This is a genomic window from Pantoea sp. OXWO6B1 (assembly GCF_001641135.1).
Taxonomy (GTDB): domain Bacteria; phylum Pseudomonadota; class Gammaproteobacteria; order Enterobacterales; family Enterobacteriaceae; genus Pantoea; species Pantoea allii.
The window spans coordinates 1,087,724-1,103,391 of record NZ_LWLR01000001.1 but is presented as its reverse complement, the minus strand read 5'-3'; the positions used below and the strand labels follow the sequence as shown (position 1 = coordinate 1,103,391).

Annotated in this window: 19 protein-coding genes; 11 read left to right on the top strand and 8 right to left on the bottom strand. The window is 52.0% G+C overall.

Translation table 11 applies throughout. The features are described from left to right. Nucleotides 1-22: 22 nt before the first annotated feature. From ibaG to mlaF, 6 genes are all read right to left on the bottom strand, one after another. Nucleotides 23-280, bottom strand: a complete 258-nt coding sequence (gene ibaG, locus A6A26_RS07415; protein WP_063878146.1) for a BolA family iron metabolism protein IbaG — start codon at nt 278-280, stop codon at nt 23-25. A 122-nt stretch (nt 281-402) separates the two neighbouring features. Next, complete coding sequence (gene mlaB / locus A6A26_RS07410) at nt 403-699, bottom strand: lipid asymmetry maintenance protein MlaB (RefSeq protein WP_063878145.1); 297 nt, start codon at nt 697-699, stop codon at nt 403-405. Next, nucleotides 699-1,331 (bottom strand): phospholipid-binding protein MlaC, encoded by a 633-nt coding sequence (gene mlaC / locus A6A26_RS07405; protein WP_063878144.1) that lies wholly within the window; start codon nt 1,329-1,331, stop codon nt 699-701. Before mlaC ends, mlaB begins: the two co-directional genes overlap by 1 nt. Nucleotides 1,332-1,347: 16 nt before the next feature. Then, complete coding sequence (gene mlaD / locus A6A26_RS07400) at nt 1,348-1,902, bottom strand: outer membrane lipid asymmetry maintenance protein MlaD (RefSeq protein ID WP_063881084.1); 555 nt, start codon at nt 1,900-1,902, stop codon at nt 1,348-1,350. 4 nt (nt 1,903-1,906) lie between these two features. Continuing rightward, nucleotides 1,907-2,689: a lipid asymmetry maintenance ABC transporter permease subunit MlaE gene (gene mlaE, locus A6A26_RS07395; protein ID WP_013024331.1), complete on the bottom strand. Its 783-nt coding sequence runs from the start codon at nt 2,687-2,689 to the stop codon at nt 1,907-1,909. 4 nt (nt 2,690-2,693) lie between these two features. Then, a complete protein-coding gene (mlaF, locus tag A6A26_RS07390; protein ID WP_063878143.1) occupies nt 2,694-3,509 on the bottom strand; it encodes a phospholipid ABC transporter ATP-binding protein MlaF in 816 nt (271 codons plus the stop codon). 213 nt (nt 3,510-3,722) lie between these two features. On the opposite strand from mlaF, the gene A6A26_RS07380 reads away from it, so the two are divergent. From A6A26_RS07380 to npr, 11 genes are all read left to right on the top strand, one after another. Then, a complete protein-coding gene (locus tag A6A26_RS07380) occupies nt 3,723-4,703 on the top strand; it encodes a calcium/sodium antiporter (RefSeq protein ID WP_063878141.1) in 981 nt (326 codons plus the stop codon). Nucleotides 4,704-4,719: 16 nt separating this feature from the next. Continuing rightward, complete coding sequence (kdsD, locus tag A6A26_RS07375; protein WP_063878140.1) at nt 4,720-5,706, top strand: arabinose-5-phosphate isomerase KdsD; 987 nt, start codon at nt 4,720-4,722, stop codon at nt 5,704-5,706. A 13-nt stretch (nt 5,707-5,719) separates the two neighbouring features. Then, nucleotides 5,720-6,286 carry a 3-deoxy-manno-octulosonate-8-phosphatase KdsC gene (gene kdsC / locus A6A26_RS07370; protein ID WP_063878139.1) on the top strand — a complete coding sequence of 189 codons (567 nt, stop codon included), beginning with the start codon at nt 5,720-5,722 and terminating at the stop codon, nt 6,284-6,286. After that, nucleotides 6,283-6,864, top strand: a complete 582-nt coding sequence (lptC, locus tag A6A26_RS07365; protein WP_063878138.1) for an LPS export ABC transporter periplasmic protein LptC — start codon at nt 6,283-6,285, stop codon at nt 6,862-6,864. Before kdsC ends, lptC begins: the two co-directional genes overlap by 4 nt. After that, nucleotides 6,833-7,387, top strand: coding sequence for a lipopolysaccharide ABC transporter substrate-binding protein LptA (gene lptA / locus A6A26_RS07360; RefSeq protein WP_063878137.1), 555 nt, complete (start codon nt 6,833-6,835; stop codon nt 7,385-7,387). The genes lptC and lptA overlap by 32 nt, the downstream gene beginning before the upstream one ends. 5 nt (nt 7,388-7,392) lie before the next feature. Continuing rightward, nucleotides 7,393-8,118, top strand: coding sequence for an LPS export ABC transporter ATP-binding protein (gene lptB / locus A6A26_RS07355; protein ID WP_063878136.1), 726 nt, complete (start codon nt 7,393-7,395; stop codon nt 8,116-8,118). A 48-nt stretch (nt 8,119-8,166) separates the two neighbouring features. Beyond that, on the top strand, nt 8,167-9,603 hold the full coding sequence (gene rpoN / locus A6A26_RS07350; RefSeq protein ID WP_063878135.1) for an RNA polymerase factor sigma-54: 1,437 nt from the start codon (nt 8,167-8,169) through the stop codon (nt 9,601-9,603). A 21-nt stretch (nt 9,604-9,624) separates the two neighbouring features. Continuing rightward, nucleotides 9,625-9,912: a ribosome hibernation promoting factor gene (gene hpf, locus A6A26_RS07345; RefSeq protein ID WP_063878134.1), complete on the top strand. Its 288-nt coding sequence runs from the start codon at nt 9,625-9,627 to the stop codon at nt 9,910-9,912. Nucleotides 9,913-10,064: 152 nt separating this feature from the next. Next, nucleotides 10,065-10,544: a PTS IIA-like nitrogen regulatory protein PtsN gene (ptsN, locus tag A6A26_RS07340; RefSeq protein ID WP_063878133.1), complete on the top strand. Its 480-nt coding sequence runs from the start codon at nt 10,065-10,067 to the stop codon at nt 10,542-10,544. Between the two features lie 49 nt (nt 10,545-10,593). After that, the gene (gene rapZ, locus A6A26_RS07335) at nt 10,594-11,448 is read left to right on the top strand and encodes an RNase adapter RapZ (protein WP_063878132.1); all 855 of its coding nucleotides are present in this window, start codon (nt 10,594-10,596) and stop codon (nt 11,446-11,448) included. Beyond that, nucleotides 11,445-11,717 carry a PTS phosphocarrier protein NPr gene (gene npr / locus A6A26_RS07330; RefSeq protein WP_063878131.1) on the top strand — a complete coding sequence of 91 codons (273 nt, stop codon included), beginning with the start codon at nt 11,445-11,447 and terminating at the stop codon, nt 11,715-11,717. Before rapZ ends, npr begins: the two co-directional genes overlap by 4 nt. Nucleotides 11,718-11,719: 2 nt before the next feature. Here the strand turns inward: npr and mtgA are convergent, their stop codons facing one another. Both mtgA and arcB read right to left on the bottom strand, forming a co-directional pair. Beyond that, nucleotides 11,720-12,439 carry a monofunctional biosynthetic peptidoglycan transglycosylase gene (gene mtgA, locus A6A26_RS07325; RefSeq protein WP_063878130.1) on the bottom strand — a complete coding sequence of 240 codons (720 nt, stop codon included), beginning with the start codon at nt 12,437-12,439 and terminating at the stop codon, nt 11,720-11,722. An 880-nt stretch (nt 12,440-13,319) separates the two neighbouring features. After that, nucleotides 13,320-15,656 (bottom strand): aerobic respiration two-component sensor histidine kinase ArcB, encoded by a 2,337-nt coding sequence (gene arcB / locus A6A26_RS07320; RefSeq protein WP_063878129.1) that lies wholly within the window; start codon nt 15,654-15,656, stop codon nt 13,320-13,322. Between the last annotated feature and the right edge of the window lie 12 nt (nt 15,657-15,668).

Below are 15,668 nucleotides of genomic sequence, written 5' to 3'. Positions count from 1 at the left end.
GATCGAGCGGCCCCGGAGGGAATCAAAAACCGTTAAGTTTACGGTCACGTGCCCACTCAGCAGGCGTGTAAGTTTTGATGGAGACCGCGTGAATGCGGTTGTCCGCAATAAATTCCATCAGCGGCGCATACACAGCCTGCTGCTTCTTAACGCGGCTTAACTCACCAAACAACTCGCCCACGGCGATCACCTGAAAATGGCTGCCATCATTGCTGATGACATGAACTTCTTCTAAGGGCAGCGCTGCCATCAGCACGGCCTGAATCTCACTGTTTTCCATCGCTCTTAACTTCACTTAATAATAATAAGGCTGACATAGTAGAGGAAAGTGCCTGATTCTTAAATACGCAAAAGCCCCTGTACAGGACCGGGGCTTTTGCGCGAAAGGCGAATTCAGGCGCTTTAATCCGCAGAAACAATAATTTGTTGCAGGTTGTAAAGGGTGATCAATGACTGCAGTTTGTCGCCAATGCCAACAAAGCGCAGCGTGCCTCCCTGCTGCGAGGCAATCTCCCGCAGGTGCACCAGCAACGCAAGCCCCGATGAATCCACCCTTTCCAGGGCGGAGACATCGATCAATTCGACCGCCTTAACCAGCGTTTCACGCTGCTCCCACAGGCTCAGCAGCGTGTCATGGTCCAGCTCGCCTTCCAGCCGCAGCGTATTTGCCTCGCGGGACCAGTGCAGTGATGCCTGCATTATTTGTTTTGATCCAGGGTGATCGGCTGTTTCGCTGAAGATTCCAACTGGGCAGTCAGCGCATCAATGCCTTTCGTACGTAACAGATCGCCCCACTCATTCTGTTTGGTGGTGATCATGCTCACGCCTTCCGCGATCATATCAAAAGCCTGCCAGTTGCCGGTCTGGCTGTTTTTACGCCACTGGAAATCCAGACGCACAGGCGGACGGCCCTGAGGATCGATAATGGTTACGCGGATAGCGAGGATATTCGTATTGCCAATCGGCTTCTCAGGTTCAATCTGATAAGTCTGGCCGTGATAAAGCGCCAGCGCCTGGCCATAAGCCTGCGCCAGATAGTCACCAAACGCCTTAAAGTAGGCTTCACGCTGCGCCGGTGTGGCATCGCGGTAGAAACGGCCCAGCACTAACGCGCCGGCATACTTGATTTGCACATAAGGCAGCAGCTCCTGACGGACGATCTCACGCAGATAGTTAGGGTCCTGCTTGATTTTCGGCTGCTCATTCTTCAGGCGGGTAAACGTCTTGTTTGCCGCTTCATTCATCAGTTTATAAGGATTACTTTGATCGGCCGCAGTCGCAGCCAGTGGCGCGACCACCAGCATGGCAATCATCAGAAAACGTTTAAACATCATGTTATCCCTCTATTTAAGGTTGAGCTGCTGCTGCCGGTGCGGCCACGTCGCCGCCCTGCGCATCCTTACTGTCACTGGTTTGCTTGTTGCCTTTGTTGTCGCCGCTTTTATACAGGAACTGGCCAATCAAATCCTCCAGCACCATCGCCGACTTGGTATCACGTATCGTGCCGCCATCGTTCAACATTGACGACCCCAGTTCGGGATCGTCAAAGCCGATATTTAACGACAGGAATTGCTCGCCCAGTAAACCCTGAGTACGGATCGCCAGCGAGCTGGTATCCGGGATCTGGTTGGCGTATTTGTCACTGATCGCCATCGTAACGCGCGGCAGTAACGTTTTAGGTTCAAGATCAATATCCGTTACACGACCAATCACCACACCACCGATTTTCACCGGCGAACTGGCTTTCAGGCCGCCGATATTATCGAAGGTGGCATACAGTTTCCAGGTTGGTTCCGTCCCCAGAGATTTGAGATCTGCCACGCGCAGGCAGAGAAACAGCACGGCAATCAGTGCCATGATCATAAACACGCCAACCCAAATTTCGCTTTTTTTGCTTTGCATCGCATCAATTCCCAAACATCAGTGCTGTCAGCACAAAATCTAATCCGAGCACCGCCAGTGATGCATGCACCACGGTGCGCGTCGTGGCGCGGCTAATACCTTCAGAGGTCGGGATCGCATCATAACCATTAAACAACGCAATCCAGGTGACAGTAACGGCAAACACAGCGCTTTTAATAATGCAGTTGACCACGTCGCTACGAAAATCGACGGCGTTTTGCATGGCCGACCAGAAGAAGCCGGGATCAATGCCTTTCCAGCTCACGCCAACCAGCGCACCGCCGGTAATCCCTACGGCGGTAAAAATTAACGCCAGCAGCGGCATACTGATAAAGCCCGCCCAAAAACGTGGCGAGACAACACGGCGCAGCGGATCGACCGCCATCATTTCCATACTGGAAAGCTGTTCGGTCGCTTTCATCAGTCCAATCTCTGCCGTTAATGCCGATCCTGCCCGTCCCGCAAACAGCAGCGCCGTCACAACCGGCCCCAGTTCACGTAGCAGCGACAGCGCCACCAACATGCCCAGACTGGTTTCTGCGCCATAGGTGGTTAACACCAGATAGCCCTGCAACCCCAGCACCATGCCAATAAACAGGCCGGAGACCACAATGATTACCAGAGACAGTACGCCGATGCTGTAAAGCTGTTTGATCAGCAGCGGAAAATGTTTGCGGAACGCAGGCTTACCCACCAGCGCATGAAAAAGCATTAAACCGGCGCGCCCAAAGCTGGCACAGGTTCCTATTCCCCGGCGTCCCAACGACGCCAGTGCTTTTAACAACATCAGCTTAGATTCTCCCTGAACCGGTTAAGTCGGCCAAATAGTCACCCGCCGGAAAACGAAACGGGACGGGTCCATCCGCGATGCCATCGATAAACTGACGCACGCGGGGATCGTTGTCAGCACGCAAGTCTGGCGTCGTACCCTGTGCAATAATTTTTTGTCCCGCCACGATGTAAGCGTAATCGGCAATACTTAATACTTCAGGCACATCATGTGATACCACAATACAGGTGAGGCCCAGCGCATGATTCAGTTCATCAATCAGCTTAACCAGCACGCCCATGGTAATAGGGTCCTGCCCGACAAACGGCTCATCAAACATGATCAGCTCTGGCTCAAGCGCAATCGCGCGTGCCAGCGCGACACGTCGCGCCATTCCGCCAGACAGCTCCGCCGGTTTTAGCTGTGCTGCGCCACGCAGCCCCACCGCTTCGAGCTTCATCAGCACGGTGCTGTGTAGGATCGGCGCGGGTAACCGGGTATGTTCGCGTAGCGGCCAGGCCACATTTTCGTACACTGTCAGGTCGGTAAACAGCGCACCTGACTGAAACAGCATGCTCATCTTTTTACGCGCTTCGTACAACTTTGTGCGCGACAATGTCGGAATGTTCTCATCCCGAAACCAGATCTCACCACTGTCAGGCTGCAGTTGCCCGCCAATTAAGCGTAGCAATGTCGTTTTCCCGATCCCCGACGGTCCCATAATCGCCGTCACTTTACCTTTTGGTACCGTCAGCGAAATATCGTCGAAAATTTTGCGATCGCCACGTGAAAAACTCACGCCACGAACCTCAACCAGGTTCGTTTTTTGTTGGATCATTATCACCTCTATTACGGATCGGGCGTAAACAATAGGGTACGATGGTAGCCTGTTAAGGTTAAACGCACGATAGCTTTACAGAAACTTAATGCAAAGATTTGGCGAAAACGGTCATAAAATTTACTTTTGTCGATCAGACGGTCAAAATCAGCGCCTGTTTTGTCACAAAGAACCTGAAGGCAAGCCAACAGGGGTTTTAAGCAAGGATTTTTCATGTTCGTCGCTACCGCACTGCTGATTATCGGTCTGCTTTTACTGGCTTATGGTGCCGATCGTCTGGTGTTTAGTGCTGCAATACTTTGTCGATCCTTTGGCATCCCGCCGTTGATCATCGGCATGACCGTCGTCAGTATCGGCACCTCGCTCCCGGAGATCATTCTCTCCTTCTCTGCTGCGCAGTTGGGACAGATGGATCTGGCGGTGGGCACCGCGCTTGGCTCGAACATCACCAATATTCTTTTGATTCTCGGCGGTGCAGCGTTGTTGCATCCCCTGAGCATCCATTCCAATTTAATACGTCGTGAACTGCCGCTGATGGTGTTGGTCTCATTACTCAGCGGCATCATGTTATTCGATAACTATCTTAGTCGTCTGGACGGTATTGCACTGATTGCTATTGCCGCGATTTATCTGATAGTGACGATCCGCATCGCGCGGAAAGCAGAAAAGGATAATAACGATACGTTAACGCGTGAACAATTAGCTGAACTGCCGCGTGAAGAGAGCGGAAATACCGTCGCTTTTCTCTGGCTGGCCGTGGCGCTGATTATTCTGCCCATGTCGACGCACATGGTGATCGATAACGCGACCGTATTTGCCGATTACTTTGGCGTCAGCGAGCTGGTGATGGGGCTGACGCTTATCGCCGTAGGTACCAGTTTGCCGGAGCTGGCAACGGTTATCGCAGGCGCGCTGAAAGGTGAAGATGATATTGCTATCGGCAACCTGATTGGCGCCAACATTTATAATCTGGCCATCGTTTTGGGCCTGCCGGCACTGATTCATCCCGGTAGCGTAGACTATCACGCTTTTGCACGCGATTACTGGATAATGCTTGGTGTAAGCGTGCTGTTCGCCATGCTTTGTTTGCTGCGTCGCCGCCGGGTTGGCCGTACGGCAGGCACGCTTTTACTCTGTGGTTTCTTCGTCTGGGTAACGCTGCTGTGGCTACAGCCTGCGTTTATAGACGGCTAAAAAGGACAGATTCACCATGTCATATCAGCAACCAACGGTAGATTTTGATTTCCAGAAAGCCGGTAAAACGGTATTGCGCATCGAGCGCGAAGGCCTTGAACAGCTTGATCAATATATCAACGAGGCATTCACGGACGCCTGCAGACTGATTTATGCCTGTCGGGGAAAAGTCGTGGTCATGGGCATGGGCAAATCGGGCCATATCGGTAAAAAAATGGCGGCAACCTTTGCCAGTACCGGCACGCCGGCGTTCTTTGTGCATCCTGCTGAAGCCAGCCATGGCGACCTTGGCATGGTCGGTAAAGACGACATTGTCATCGCGATTTCGAACAGTGGTGAATCCAGTGAGATTCTGGCGTTGATTCCGGTGATGAAACGCCAGAAAATAAAGTTAATCTGTATGACAAGCCGCCCTGAAAGCGCGATGGCCCGTGCTGCGGATATTCACCTGTGTGTCAAAGTGCCACAGGAAGCCTGCCCGCTGGGCCTGGCACCGACCACCAGCACGACGGCAACCTTAGTGATGGGCGATGCCCTGGCCGTTTCCCTGCTGGAGGCGCGTGGCTTCACGCCAGAGGACTTTGCGCTGTCCCATCCGGGTGGTGCACTGGGCCGTAAGCTGCTGCTACACGTTAGCGATATTATGCACAGCGGGGATGAATTACCTCACGTCACACGCGATGCATCACTGCGGGATGCCCTGCTGGAAATCACCCGTAAGAATCTCGGCCTGACAGTGATTGTGGATGATCTGATGAAGATAGAAGGCATCTTTACCGATGGTGACCTGCGCCGCATCTTCGATATGGGCATTGATTTTCAAAACGCCACCATCGCTGAAGTGATGACCCGTGGCGGGATCCGCGTACGGCCCAATGTACTGGCGGTGGATGCACTGAATTTGATGCAAACCAAAAACATTACCTCCCTGCTGGTGGCCGATGACGACCGTTTGCTGGGTGTGGTACATATGCATGACATGCTGCGCGCTGGCGTCGTATAAACAGGAAGAAACAATGCAGTCGGAAAATGCCACTTTAGAAACGTGTTACGGCCCGGTCAGTAGCGATGTCATGGCGCGCGCCAGTAAAATTCGCCTGCTGATTTGCGACGTCGATGGCGTCATGTCGGATGGCCTGATTTATATGGGGAACAGCGGCGAAGAGCTTAAAACCTTTAACGTGCGCGACGGTTATGGCGTGCGTTGCCTGCTGACCTCGGACGTCGAAGTGGCTATTATTACCGGCCGCACGGCCAAACTGCTGGAAGATCGCTGCAAAACGCTCGGCATTCGCCACCTTTATCAGGGGCAATCCGATAAGCTTTTGGCCTACGGCGAACTTCTGGATACACTGTCGCTCTCTGACGATCAGGTGGCCTATATTGGCGACGATCTGATTGACTGGCCAGTGATGGCAAAAGTTGGGTTGAGCGTGGCAGTCGCGGATGCACATCCGCTACTGCTGGCGCGCGCGCGTTACGTCACGCGGATAGCCGGTGGGCGCGGTGCGGTTCGGGAACTGTGCGACCTCATCTTAATGGCGCAAAATAAATTCGAGGATGCCAAAGGGCAATCAGTATGAGTAAAAGCAGGCGTTGGATAACGTTAGGTCTGGCCTTGATTGCGCTGGTGCTTATTGGCTGGAATTTCACTAACCGGGATAGCGACAGCAGCGCGCCGGTAGCGAATAATAATCAAACGCCAACCTACACCAGTGCCAATTCGCACTCTGTGGTCTATAACCCGCAGGGCGGCCTGGCTTATAAACTGATATCGGACAAAGTGACCTATTTTGAAGACAGCGGAATAAGCTGGTTCGATAATCCCGTCATGACCACCTATGACGAAAATAAAATGCCTACCTGGACGATACGCGCAGATAAAGCAAAGCTTACCAAAGACCGTATGCTGTATCTTTATGGCCATGTCGAGTTGAATGCTCTGGCTCCCGATTCTGAGCTTGAGCGCATTAAAACAGACAATGCTCAGGTCAATCTTGTCACTCAGGACGTCGCGTCTGACGATCAGGTGACGTTATATGGTCGCAGTTTTAACTCTACCGGTATGAGAATGCGCGGTAATTTACGGACAAAGAACGCCGAGTTAATCGAAAAGGTCAAAACTTCTTATGAAATTCAAAATGAACAAAAACAGCATTAAGTTTTTACTGGCCAGCCTGCTGCTTGCAACCAGCGTGCCTGCTCTGGCGCTGACCGGTGACTCGGACAAACCCGTCAATATCGACTCTGCAAACCAGGCTCTGGATCTGCAAGGCAACGTGGCGACCTTCACCGGTAACGTCATTGTCACTCAGGGTTCGATCAAAATTACCGCTGATAAAGTCGTGGTGACGCGTCCGGGCGGCGACAGTAAGAAAACTATCGTTGATGCTTACGGTAACCCTGCGACCTTTTACCAGATGCAGGACAATGGCAAACCGGTTCAGGGGCACGCGTCCAAGCTGCATTATGAGCTGGCCAATGACTTTGTTGAGCTGACCGGCAATGCGTATATTCAACAGCTGGACAGCAACATCAAAGGCGACCGCATCACCTATCTGGTCAAAGAACAAAAAATGCAGGCTTACAGCCAGGGCCAGAGCAATCGCGTGACGACCGTGCTGGTGCCTTCGCAGTTGCAGGATAAGCCCGCGTCAACCAACAGCGAAAAAAAGAGTAACTGATCACTATGGCCACATTAATCGCAGAAAACCTGGCGAAGGCATATAAAGGCCGTCGCGTGGTTGAAGACGTGAGTCTGCAGGTAAAATCCGGTGAAATCGTCGGTCTGCTGGGCCCCAACGGCGCCGGTAAAACCACCACCTTTTACATGGTGGTAGGCATTGTTCCGCGTGATGCGGGACGCATCATCATCGATGACGAAGACATCAGTATTCTGCCGCTCCACGCGCGTGCACGTCGCGGCATCGGCTATCTGCCGCAGGAAGCCTCTATCTTCCGTCGCCTGAGCGTGTACGACAACCTGATGGCGGTGCTGCAAATCCGCGACGACTTAACCGAAGAGCAGCGACAGGACCGGGCTAACGAGCTAATGGAAGAGTTTCATATTGCGCATCTGCGCGACAATATGGGGCAATCGCTGTCGGGCGGTGAACGCCGTCGTGTTGAGATCGCGCGTGCGCTGGCGGCTAATCCGAAATTTATCCTGCTGGATGAGCCGTTTGCCGGGGTTGACCCCATTTCCGTTATCGACATTAAAAAGATCATTGAACACCTGCGTGACAGTGGCCTTGGCGTGCTGATTACCGACCATAACGTGCGTGAAACGCTGGCGGTGTGTGAACGCGCTTATATCGTCAGTCAGGGCAACCTGATTGCGCACGGTACGCCGAGCGAAGTCCTTGCAGATGAGCAAGTTAAACGGGTTTATTTGGGTGAAGAGTTCAGACTCTGATAAGGTGTCGTTAATACTGATGTTTACCCGGGAATATCCATCCTGTCTATGAAGCAAGGTTTGCAACTCAGGCTCAGCCAACAACTGGCAATGACCCCACAGCTGCAGCAGGCGATTCGTCTGCTGCAGCTTTCTACGCTTGAACTTCAGCAAGAGTTACAGCTGGCGTTGGAAAGTAATCCCCTGCTTGAGCAAACCGAACAGCACGAAGAAATAGACGCAAAAGAGTATCAGGAAGGCGAAGCGGGACTGGACACCCGTGAAGCGCTGGAACAGAAGGATATGCCCGAAGAGTTGCCGCTTGACGCGACCTGGGATGAGATTTACACCGCAGGCACGCCCTCAGGAACCGGTACCGATTATCAGGATGATGAACTGCCGATTTACCAGGGTGAAACCACGCAGTCTCTTCAGGACTACCTGATGTGGCAGGTGGAGTTAACGCCTTTTAGCGATAACGATCGTGCCATTGCCACATCCATCGTCGATGCCATCGATGACACGGGTTACCTTACCGTTTCGCTTGAAGACATTCTTGACAGTATCGGTAACGATGAGCTGGAAATGGATGAGGTTGAAGCCGTGTTGAAGCGCATTCAGCGTTTTGATCCGGTCGGCGTTGGCGCGCGCGATTTACGTGACTGCCTGCTGGTGCAGCTGTCGCAGTACGCGCCCGAAACGCCTATGCTGGCAGAAGCACGGTTGATCGTCAGCAGCCATCTTGATCTTCTTGCTAATCATGACTTCCGCAGCCTGATGCGCGTGACGCGTCTGAAAGAAGACGTGCTGAAAGAGGCGATGCTGCTGATTCAGTCGCTCGATCCACGTCCGGGGCAGTCGATTAACACCGGCGAACCGGAATACGTTATTCCTGATGTGCTGGTACGCAAAGTCGCGACGCGCTGGACGGTTGAGCTCAACACCGACAGTCTCCCGCGACTGAAGATTAACCAGCAGTACGCCGCCATGGGCGGTGCCGGACGTAACGACAGCGACAGTCAGTTTATCCGCAGCAACTTGCAGGAAGCCCGCTGGCTGATTAAAAGCCTTGAAAGCCGCAACGAGACATTATTAAAAGTCTCCCGCTGTATTGTTGAGCAGCAGCAGGCCTTTTTTGAGCAGGGAGAGGAATTTATGCGTCCCATGGTGCTGGCCGATATTGCCCAGGCTGTGGATATGCATGAATCGACCATTTCCCGCGTTACCACGCAAAAATACCTTCACAGCCCGCGTGGCATTTTTGAACTGAAGTATTTTTTCTCCAGCCATGTTAATACTGAAGGTGGCGGAGAAGCGTCATCTACCGCTATTCGTGCGCTGGTGAAAAAATTAATCTTGGCGGAAAACCCCGCCAAGCCCTTGAGTGACAGTAAACTGACCTCCATGTTATCTGATCAAGGGATAATAGTGGCACGTCGAACCGTCGCTAAATATCGCGAGTCTTTGTCCATACCGCCTTCAAATCAGCGTAAACAACTGGTTTGACAGAAATGAGAAGGAAGACCTATGCAGCTGAACCTTACCGGGCAAAACGTTGAAATCACCGACCCCTTGCGGGCGTTCCTGACGACAAAATTTGCCAAACTGGAACATTACTTTGATCATATCAATCAGGTGTATGTTGTCCTGAAAGTGGAAAAGGTGACGCAAATCGCCGATGCGACCCTGCACGTCAATGGTGGCGAGCTGCACGCGACCTCTGAAGCGGAAGATATGTATGCGGCGATTGACGGATTGATTGACAAGTTGGCCCGTCAACTGACCAAATATAAAGACAAGCTAAAAAAACACTAACCTTCACGCTGGCAGGCGCGCCCGGCGCGCAGAGCTGAAAGGATGGGGCGGATTAACCGCCCCGTTTTGTCATCTATGCCAGCGCCATTCACTCGCTACGTGATGTCTGCGTATTGATTCGATGGCTATGTGAACTCGCAAGTGAAACGATAATGAACAATGATTTAACACTGGAATTGAGCACAGTGCTTTCGCCAGACTGCACCCGCAGTAGCGTACACTGCCAAAGCAAAAAACGGGCGCTTGAGATTATCAGCGAACTGGCCGCTAAGCAGCTCAACCTGCCGCATCAAACGTTGTTTGAAGCGATTCTTACGCGTGAGCGTATGGGGAGCACCGGTATCGGTAACGGTATTGCCATTCCGCATGGCAAGCTGGAGGAGGATACCTTACGGGCCGTAGGCGTTTTTATCAGCCTGGAGCAACCCATTGCTTTCGATGCCGTGGATAACCAGCCCGTCGATCTCCTTTTTGCGCTGCTGGTTCCGGCTGACCAGTGTAAAACCCATCTACATACGCTGTCGTTAGTGGCAAAACGGCTGGCGGATAAAACGGTTTGCCGCCGCCTGCGTGCCGCGCAGAGCGATGAAGAGCTGTATGCGATTATTACCGAAGAACCAACAGAGCAATAAAGCGCGTGATTTACCGGTTTGAACCGGATTTAAAACGGGAGAGAAGGTCATGGTGCTGATGATCGTCAGCGGTCGGTCAGGCTCAGGAAAGTCAGTGGCGCTCCGCGCGCTGGAAGACATGGGTTTTTACTGCGTTGATAACCTGCCAGTGGTACTGTTGCCACAGTTAGCAGAGTCACTGGTCGAGCGCAATATCTCTGCGGCGGTCAGTATTGATGTGCGTAATATGCCTGAATCTCCTGAGATTTTTGAAACAGCGCTCAACAATCTGCCTTCGGCATTTTCACCGCAGCTGCTGTTTCTTGATGCCGATCGCAACACGCTGATCCGTCGTTACAGTGATACGCGCCGCCTGCATCCGTTATCCAGCAAGAATCTGTCGCTGGAAAGCGCGATTGATGAAGAAAGTGACCTGCTTGAGCCTCTGCGTTCCCGTGCCGATTTGATTATTGATACCTCAGAAATGTCGGTACATGAGCTGGCTGAAATGCTGCGTACCCGCTTGCTGGGTAAACGCGAGCGTGAGCTGACGATGGTGTTTGAGTCGTTTGGCTTCAAACATGGTATTCCCATCGATGCCGATTACGTCTTTGACGTGCGCTTTTTGCCTAACCCACACTGGGACCCCAAGCTACGTCCGATGACGGGCCTGGATCGGCCTGTCGCCGCGTTCCTCGATCGTCACACCGAAGTCCATAACTTCATTTATCAGACGCGTAGCTATCTGGAACTCTGGCTGCCCATGCTGGAGACCAATAACCGCAGCTACCTCACCGTGGCGATCGGTTGTACCGGCGGTAAGCACCGTTCGGTTTATATCGCAGAGCAGCTGGCTGACTATTTTCGCTCACGCGGTAAAAATGTACAGTCTCGTCATCGCACGCTGGAAAAACGTAAATCATGACCGTTAAGCAAACTGTTGAAATCAGAAATAAGCTGGGCATGCACGCGCGTCCCGCCATGAAGCTGTTTGAACTGGTGCAGAGTTTCGATGCAGAAGTGCTGTTACGCAATGAGACCGGTACCGAGGCGGAAGCCAGCAGCGTTATTGCGTTACTGATGCTGGACTCCGCCAAAGGCGGTCATATTGAGATAGAGGCCAGCGGCCCGCAGGAAACCGAAGCGCTGGCCGCTGTCATTGAGCTATTCGAAGCCGGATTCGACGAAGACTAACGTCAGTTCAGGTGATTGCGCTGCAGAAAGCCTTCTCCACCTAACTGACGCATCTGACGCAAAATCCACTGCTGGCGTTGACGAACATAGCCTGACGGCGCGTCTGCGCGAAAGCGCAGTGGATTGGGTAAGACCGCAGCCAGCAATGCCGCTTCTGACATGGTTAAACGGCTGGCGGGCTTATTAAAGAAGCGGCGTGACGCAGCCTCTACCCCAAAAGTGCCTTTGCCAAACTCCGCGATATTCAGGTAGACCGTTAAGATCCGGCGTTTGGTCCACACCGTTTCCAGCCCAACAGTTAATCCTGCTTCCAGCCCTTTACGAATCCAACTACGTCCATCCCATAAAAACAGGTTTTTTGCCGTTTGCTGCGACAGGGTTGATGCACCGCGCATCCGGCTGTCACTGTCGTCCAGAACGGACTGGATGGCTGCCACGTCAAAGCCCCAATGGTTGGGGAAGTTTTGATCTTCTGAAGCAATAACGGCCAGTTTCATCCAGGGCGAGATTTCCTCTCGGCCTGCCCAGTCGGAATGGGATACGTAGCTAAAATCGCCTCTAAACCAGGCACCTATCTGACGCTCCGCCATCACCGCAGAAAACGGCACCGGTACAAACGAAAAGAGTAAAATGCCCGCCAGCCACAGTCCCACCCAAATCAATACAATGCGCATCACCAGCGGCTTAATGCGCCGCCACAGATTCCCTTTATGCTTACTCATACGATCGTCTCAAATTTTTTTTGTGTTAATTAATTTCAGGCGTAATCACCACCCGCAATAAAAATCTTTACCGAAAAAGACGGGGTGACAATGTGCAATGTTTATAACAAGACAATGAAAATGCATTGTGAATGCAACAATAGTTTGAATGAGTTCAATTACTTCCGCAGAGAAGGAATCGGTTCCATCCTCTCTGTCGTGCGCTCTACTTTTTCAGAAAGATGATACCATTTTGTGACAATACCTCGCCTCAATGTTTCATATAACTTATGTATAATTCTGTTAGAGCAGCAAACTGTTTCCGTTAGCTGGAGACAAAATGTTCTTTCAGTCATCATGTTTCGTGTTTTAACTGTTACAAGACGGTGTTTTAACCCTATGTTTTCGCCGAACTATAAAGCGTTTTCTATCGGTAAAACCTTTTAATGGTGCGGGAAGATCAGGTTTTCCGAAACGTTTTGGGTCCGCGGGAACGAATTTCTTCATTATTCTTTATTATCATAAGTTTATATCTATTTTAATCCAGAACAGCGATGAAAAATTTTGGTTACAGCGCGCAACACAGGTTTTGTTAACAAATTTGGGTTAAGCCCGTACAAAAAACAGAAGTTTTGATTAAAAAATAACCAATGTGACTGTTTAATTGATTCCTTGCTTGACTATGTTGTCGAATTAATGTTTCCTGTATTTAAACGCGGTTCAACATCACAAATTTTAATGAATCTTGTCACAAGGTAATTTGAATTTGCTAAGGTGTTGCAAGTGTTAACCAATACCCCGCTGTTGCATTGAAAACATTAAGCATAGCAGCAGCGTCTTTTTCCCTGGTGTTGGCGCAGTATTAGCGCACCCCGGCCTCGGCTGGGGTCATTTTTTTGTACTACCGCTGTTTTTCAGCCACCCACTCGCGCAGTACTTGCACATCGTGTCGCCATTCACGCTTAAGCTCTTCAACCCATTCGCCTACATTGTCCCACCAAGCCGGTAACTCAGGGCTTTGAATTTGCTTTGCCACCTGCTGAAGGTGCTGCAGACCCACCGATCCTGCTGCGCCTTTGATCTTGTGCCCCTCTTCAGCAATGCCTTTTTGGTCGCGCGCCATCAGATTAGAATCCAGTACATCCAGGTAACCCGGCATCATCTGTTCAAACATGGTCAGACTTTGCGTGATCAGATTCGGCCCCACCAGCTCAAGGTATTGCTCAAGCATCGGGATATCCAGTAATGCATCGGATTGACTGGCGCTCGCCGCCGTCACGGGCAGGCCATCACTTTCAGGCTGATAGTCCCAAAACTTTTTGATAATGGCCGTTAACGCCGGTACGGCAAGCGGTTTACTGAGCACATCGTCCATGCCCGCATCAAAATACTCTTTTTTATCTTTCAGCACGTTGGCCGTTAAGGCGACTAACGGTGGCAGGTTTGCATCAGGATGTTGCTGGCGCAGGGCGCGTGAAACGTCCATTCCGGTCATGTCCGGCAGTTGGATATCTAACAGCACCAGATCGAACTCCAGCGGATCGAACATCTCCAGCGCCGCCTTCCCGGTCATGGCCACCTCTACGCTGCACCCAAGTTTTTCCAGCACCGAGCGGGCCACGATCACATTCAGCTCGATATCTTCCACCAGCAGCACATGTAAGGCCGGCAGCGGCAGCGTGTCGTCCACGCCCTCATCTTCCACTTCCTCTGCGATGCGCGGAGCTTTTATCACCACCGTAAAGCAGGAGCCCTGCCCCGGTGCGCTGCTTACGCTGATATCCCCGCCCATGGCCTGCGCCAGACGGCGTGAAACCGCCAGGCCGATACCGGTTCCGGTCGCCGGCTTGCCGCCATGCTGGTCGGTGACCTGATAGTACATAGCAAAAATTTTATCCTGCTCTTCCTGACGAATCCCCTGCCCGGAATCCTGTACCTCAAAGCGCAGCGTTTCATCCTGCTCGTAGGCCACACGCACGACAATCTCTCCCTGCTGGGTGAATTTCACGGCGTTGCCAATCAGGTTCCACAAAATCTGTCGCAGGCGCGTGCCATCGGTAGAGATTTTATGCGGCAGCGGTAACTGCGGTGCCATCACAAACTTCAGCCCTTTCGGCTGGGCCAGTAAGCCTGAGAGGTTTTCCAGATCGGCAAGGAAACTGGTGAAATCGACCGGCTGGTTATCCAGCTGGACCTTACGACGTTCGATCTTATCGACTTCGATCACGTCATTGAAAATATTGCCCAGGGTAATCGCAGAGACGTGAATGGTTTTAAGGTACTTGAGCTGCTCCTGATTCAGATCGGTATCCAGCAAAATACGGCTCAGGCCGACAATGCCGTTAAGCGGCGTACGAAGCTCGTGGCTGATCGTTGAGATAAAGGTGGTCTTCTCCCTGCTGGCGCTCTCTAACGCGTCCTGGTAGCGTTTACGCTCGGTTATATCGCGTCCGAAGCCCATCAGCCCACTCCGCTTACCTACCCGATCGTAATAAGGTACTTTGCGGATCTCAAAACAGGCTTTACGCCCATCGGGATACTGCAACCACTGTTCATAGGTGAGTGACACGTTATGCCGGAAGACCTTTTCATCGGTTTCAAGGACTTTGGTGGCCGTGTCATTGTCATAGATGTCGCGTGGCGTAAGCCCAATCAGCTGTTTTTCGCTTTTGCCGGTTAACAGTTCCATGGCGCGGTTACAGCCTGAGAACTGTTTGTCGATGTTGCGATAAAAGACCAGGTCCGGTGACGCATCCAGGAAAGAGCGCAGAAAGGAGGACTGTTGCTCCAGTTCGATTTGCGCCTGTTCGCGACGAGCGACCTCTTCGCGCAGCTTCGCCATCACCTGCTCACGTGCCTCTTCGGCTTTTTTACGGTCGGTGATTTCCTGATTGAGCTGGGAAATGGTCTCTTTCATCTGCTGGTTCAGTTCAAGATCGCGCGTACGCATCTCTTCCAGCTTATCCACCAGCCGTGCCAGGCGCTGGCGTGACTCTTCCAGTTGATCCACGACGACAGAAAGAAAGTAGACCGCCCAAGGGGTGATGAGCAGACCAAAAAAGACCGATCGGACCATATCGATACTTTCAACATGACCACGCAGCACCATGGTCACGGCCATCTGAACAATCATGGCCAGCACGACCAGCGCCGACGCCAGTAACAGCGAGAAACGTACCAGGCCAAGCTTGACCATCAAATCAACATAATATTGCGCCAGCAGGCGAATCTGTTTCATAAACACTCCCTG